This is a genomic window from Oleiphilus sp. HI0061, from assembly GCF_001635675.1.
On record NZ_LWFE01001403.1, the window covers coordinates 1 to 4,636 of the forward strand.

The 4,636-nt window shown below is 43.9% G+C and carries 4 protein-coding genes; all 4 read right to left on the bottom strand.

What is annotated here, in order from left to right:
* A partial coding sequence (locus tag A3735_RS22145) for a DUF819 family protein (RefSeq protein ID WP_068638657.1) occupies positions 1-992 on the bottom strand: 992 nt, incomplete at its 3' end.
* 8 nt (positions 993-1,000) lie between these two features.
* Entirely contained in the window at positions 1,001-2,218 is a 1,218-nt protein-coding gene (locus A3735_RS22150; protein WP_068510870.1) for an alanine racemase, read from the bottom strand.
* Between the two features lie 127 nt (positions 2,219-2,345).
* Positions 2,346-3,518, bottom strand: a complete 1,173-nt coding sequence (locus A3735_RS22155; RefSeq protein ID WP_068510872.1) for a methyltransferase — start codon at positions 3,516-3,518, stop codon at positions 2,346-2,348.
* A 70-nt stretch (positions 3,519-3,588) separates the two neighbouring features.
* Positions 3,589-4,548, bottom strand: coding sequence for a tetratricopeptide repeat protein (locus tag A3735_RS22160; protein ID WP_068510874.1), 960 nt, complete (start codon positions 4,546-4,548; stop codon positions 3,589-3,591).
* Between the last annotated feature and the right edge of the window lie 88 nt (positions 4,549-4,636).

Genomic DNA, 4,636 nt, shown 5'->3' on the forward strand with positions numbered 1-4,636 from the left:
AATAGCTTGCATAAACTAGCATGCAGAATTAACGTGCCAACCAATAACAAGGCGATAAAGAGAAATAACTCTACATTCAGAGCACTTAGAATTTCCAAGTTGGTCATTGTGCCCATGGTAAAACAAAACACTAGCACCAAATACATGCCGCAATGAAAGCTCTGCTTCAAACGCTTTACCTGAGGAAAAAATGACAAGCCCAGACCAGCACTCGTAATCGCCACTATCGTCACTACTGAAGACATACTTTTCGGGAACAACTGAGAAAGGCCTATACCAATAACCAATGCCAACACTGCAAAGCCGAGTACAGAGGCAACATTTAAAACATTTTCTTTGCTCACTAGCTGCTTATAGGCATGTGAACTTTCATCACTCAAGTGATCAAAGAGCCCCCCACCCGACGTGCTATTCAAGGGCAACTTTTCGCTTTCATTGAAGGCTTTTAAAAACCGGCTAAACAGCGGTTTTGCGAGGCTCACAACAAATAATAGATATAAGGCCGACAGCAAAATATCATAGCTGGTCATCGTAATAAACACCGACTGCTCACCTTCAATTGCCGCACTAATAGCCGCCATATTCGGGCCTCCTCCGGTATACGCGCCGACCGCTAATCCAGCAACTTGCCACAAATGCTCTATTCGCCCATCAAACAGTAAAGACAGAATCGTCGTGATAATCATCACGCTAAACAATGCTAGAATCATGGCTTTAATCGTTGGCCCAGCCAAGTGAAAAGCAGACTTAATATCCATTGAAAAAGCCAGCATTGGAATTGCCAAGGCTATGGCGACTTCAGTTACCTGAGTTTGGATCGAGAGCACATCGCTACCGGGCAAGTAGTTCTGGATATTGAAACCCGATAGCACAATACCCGAGGCAAAAGCCAACACCACGACACCCAGCTTGTCGAGAATGGCCCAGCGCTGAGCAGCGACAATCAACACAGCGGGAAAGCTGAGTAAAACGAGAATAAAGAAAATACCCATCACTACAACTATTGCTCCCAGCGAGGTGTTTTTGAGGTATCAAATACAGACCACCAAGCAACAATCTTTCCCTGATCATAGACAGCTATTTGCCCGAACTGGAGAAACAAGGCTTCACTTTGTCTGGGCCGGAAGAACATATAGTCGTTAGGCTTTAGCTCAGAAGACTCTGCAAGCGAATACATTTCCTGATTGCTTGAGCAACCGTACAACTTCACTCGTTCAGAGCCTTCTGGATAGCACGGATCAGCAAGCCAATTGCCACCATAAATAAAGCACGCCTTCTTCGGTAACAGCTTCGCACTCCGCAAAAAAGGAGATAAAGATGAAGCAATGGGCAAACTTGGTTTTTCAATTACCTTTAAAATGGGGGCAGCAATAAATGCGGCAGGCACATGATGCTCCAGAGTTGGAATATCAAAGTCGCTGGGCTTAACCAGAGCTGACGAAACTGCTAATTCATTCCTAAAATCGCCTTGCTGATACAAGGAATAAGTTGGGCTTCCCCCTGCGTTTAAACATAGCCCTTCATGAGAACCAAATACTTCGTCAACCACATTAACAAAACGCTGATAGCTACTTTTTGCAGCACGAGCCACGACAGCCCTTCCTTCCAAAATATTAAGCGCCTTGGCAACGTGGTAGTCGTAACCCATTAGTCCGCTAAGGCTCAATAAATCAGATTGTTTAATACGCTCTAGACAAGACCTAAACTCACTCATGTCAGCAAAGCCACCACGATGCAAACCCACGTCGACCTCAAGGTTAACCTTCATCTTGAGCCCTGACTCTAAAGCAACAGCCTCGTACTCGTTCAAGCGTTCATTTGAGTCAATCAGCCATTGAACTTGCTCTGCTGGCTCAAAGTCTAGCGGCTCACCTTGCTTCTCATACCACTGATAGAAAGCTCTAAGCGCCATGACAGGCATAGGTTTTCCTAACAACAAGTCCGGCTTTACGGGCCATTTATGCTCTGCAATATGTATAAGAAAAGGAAGGTGAAAGCACATTAAACGAGAGGAATTAGTTTCGGACAGTATATATTCCAGCATAGGAATACTGGGTAAAGATTTTGCCACCACTCGATAGGCAAACCCTTTTTCTAGGGTTTCTTTCAAGCGTGCAATATTTTCATCCAACAAAGATTTATCGACAAGCAGTACAGGGCTAGCAAGGCCTGCCTGACTCAGAGCGAGCGATAGCTTAGAAAAATAGTTTGCGTCCATATTATCCAACTAGTCTTATTATTTTTTTGGATCTGCAGTCTAAACCAAGTAAAAGTCCAGCCTACCTGAGATCATAAAATCCCAGACTAACACAAACATGAATATTATTCATATTTTAAGGAATGGCTTACTTCCCAGCTTTGAGAATTACAAACTTCTTATTCGCTGCGATATTTTCAAAGTTACCAAATATTCTTTTCAAGTCAGAATGGTAGCCAAGGTGCCGATTTGCCACGAGCCATACCTCGCCACCCGTTTTCAATGCACGTTTGGCTTCTTTGAAAAAGGATTGGGCTATCGAAGTGCTCACCGTATTTTGCTGATGAAACGGCGGGTTACAAAGAATCAATTCCAATGAATTAGACTTAGCCTTGCTCAAGCCGTCACAAGCAATAAACTCAGCACGGTTTGTAGGCATATTGACCGCCAAATTGTGTTTCGCAGACTGTACCGCCTGAAAAGACTCGTCATAGAAAAACATCTGGGCATTAGGAAAGCGCTGTAAGTAGGCTAAACCAAGTACCCCATTCCCACAGGCTAAATCAGCGACTTGTGAAACCTCCGGTAAGCACTTGTAATGCCCCAAAAAGAAGCGACTGCCAATATCCAAATGATCATTGCTAAAGACATTTGGTAAAGCCTTCAAGTTCAATTCAAAATCGGGAACGCTGACAGACTTGCACTGTTCAAATATATTCTGCTCTGAAGCGTACGCCAGAGATTTATCAACCTCTGCCCTCCAGACTCGCGCTTTTTTTACACCTGGCAAAAAACTCGCCGGGCCAAAGCACTTCTCCAGCAACTCATACTGACCTTTGCTTAAGTGCTTATCCATACCTGCAAGTAAAAGTGTACAGCCTTCTTGTGCCCACTTATTCAGTTCAGCGAGTAAATAAGCCAGCTGGCTTTTAGATTTAGGTACTCGACCAATGATTAAGTCTGGGCGCTCTTCTCGTTTGACGAGATACTCAAGACCCGACTCAAAGTCCAGCACATTATCGTCATTCGCTTCAGCATTCTTCTTGAGGTTCTGTCGCGTTGCTTCTAATGACATCCATGAGTCGCCGTAACAGAGGGGCTTATATTTCATTAAAGGAATCGTCAAAGCACCAAAGTTATCGTGCACGATACAAAGCTGCTTGAAGCTTCCAGCCATGTCATCAACCAGATTAAGCAGGTAGCTGTCTGCAGCATCCCAGGCACGCAACTGACTACGCTTTTCAACAGGATAACGCTGAAGCTCATAATTCTGGCCGTTAGCGGTAAATGCGTTGGGATTTTCTGATGAGGAAGAAGACATAAAGGGATTTTAACTAATGAGCGAACTGAGCATTATAGCTCAAGCCATGCCTATCAAGAAGAGCCTAAGTTTACAGCGCAGCGCCAGCCTGACAAGCAACAGAAAGTCTCTGCCTACAAGCCTGTTGATACAATTGCTGCGCCTTGCTTAAGTTCTTAATAACACCGAAACCGCTTTGATAGAAACGACCTAATTGAAACTGAGCCTGAGCACTTCCTGATTTTGCAGCCACTTCAAACCAACGAAATGATTCATGCGAGTCGTGTTGAGGACCATCTTGTAAATAGATTTGCGCCAAACTTAGCTGAGAATCGATATCACCTTGTTCGGCTGCCAAGGTATACCAACTAATGGCTTCAGCTATGTTTTTACCAGAGACTTCACCAGAATGATAAATTCTGCCTAGTTGATACTGAGACAGTATATGCCCATGATCAGCCGCCCGTCTCAACCAACGCAAAGCCCTTTTCGGTTTAGCTTCGACACCCAATCCATTTAAGAGCATTAGCGCTAAGTTATACTGAGCTTGAACGTCTCCCAACTTAGCCGCCTTCTTGAACCAGCTATTAGCCTTTGTTTCGTCTTTGACGTCTTCATTGGTGTAATAAATTAAGGCTAGATTATATTGAGCTGAGGTATCGCCCTGTTCGGCCGCTAGCGTATACCACTTTATCGCTTTATTAATATCTCTAGGTAAACCGTCACCTTTCTCATACAGCACAGCTAGATTATTTTGCGCTTCCAACAAGCCTGACTCAGCGGCTTCTACGTACCATATCTGCGCATTAGAAATGTTCTTAGCGACACCTAAACCTTCCTGATTAATTCGGGCCATATAGAATTGGGCAATGCTATCGCCTTTATAAGCTAATGGCTCCCATATATTTTTGGCGCAGACATAGTCTCCTGAATTGAAGCAGTGGCGGGCTTGGTCAGAGCTCGCATGCATCTCGATAGAAGTAACCAATAAAAGAAAAGCTAGAGTAAATTTAATATGAGCAATAAAGCTCGGCCAGAAACCAGTATTCAATACAAGATACCCTTAATCATCTGTCACCCGAAATAAGTACGTATCAGTATATACCAGCAACCCGGAAATAGGAGGTTATCTATATATT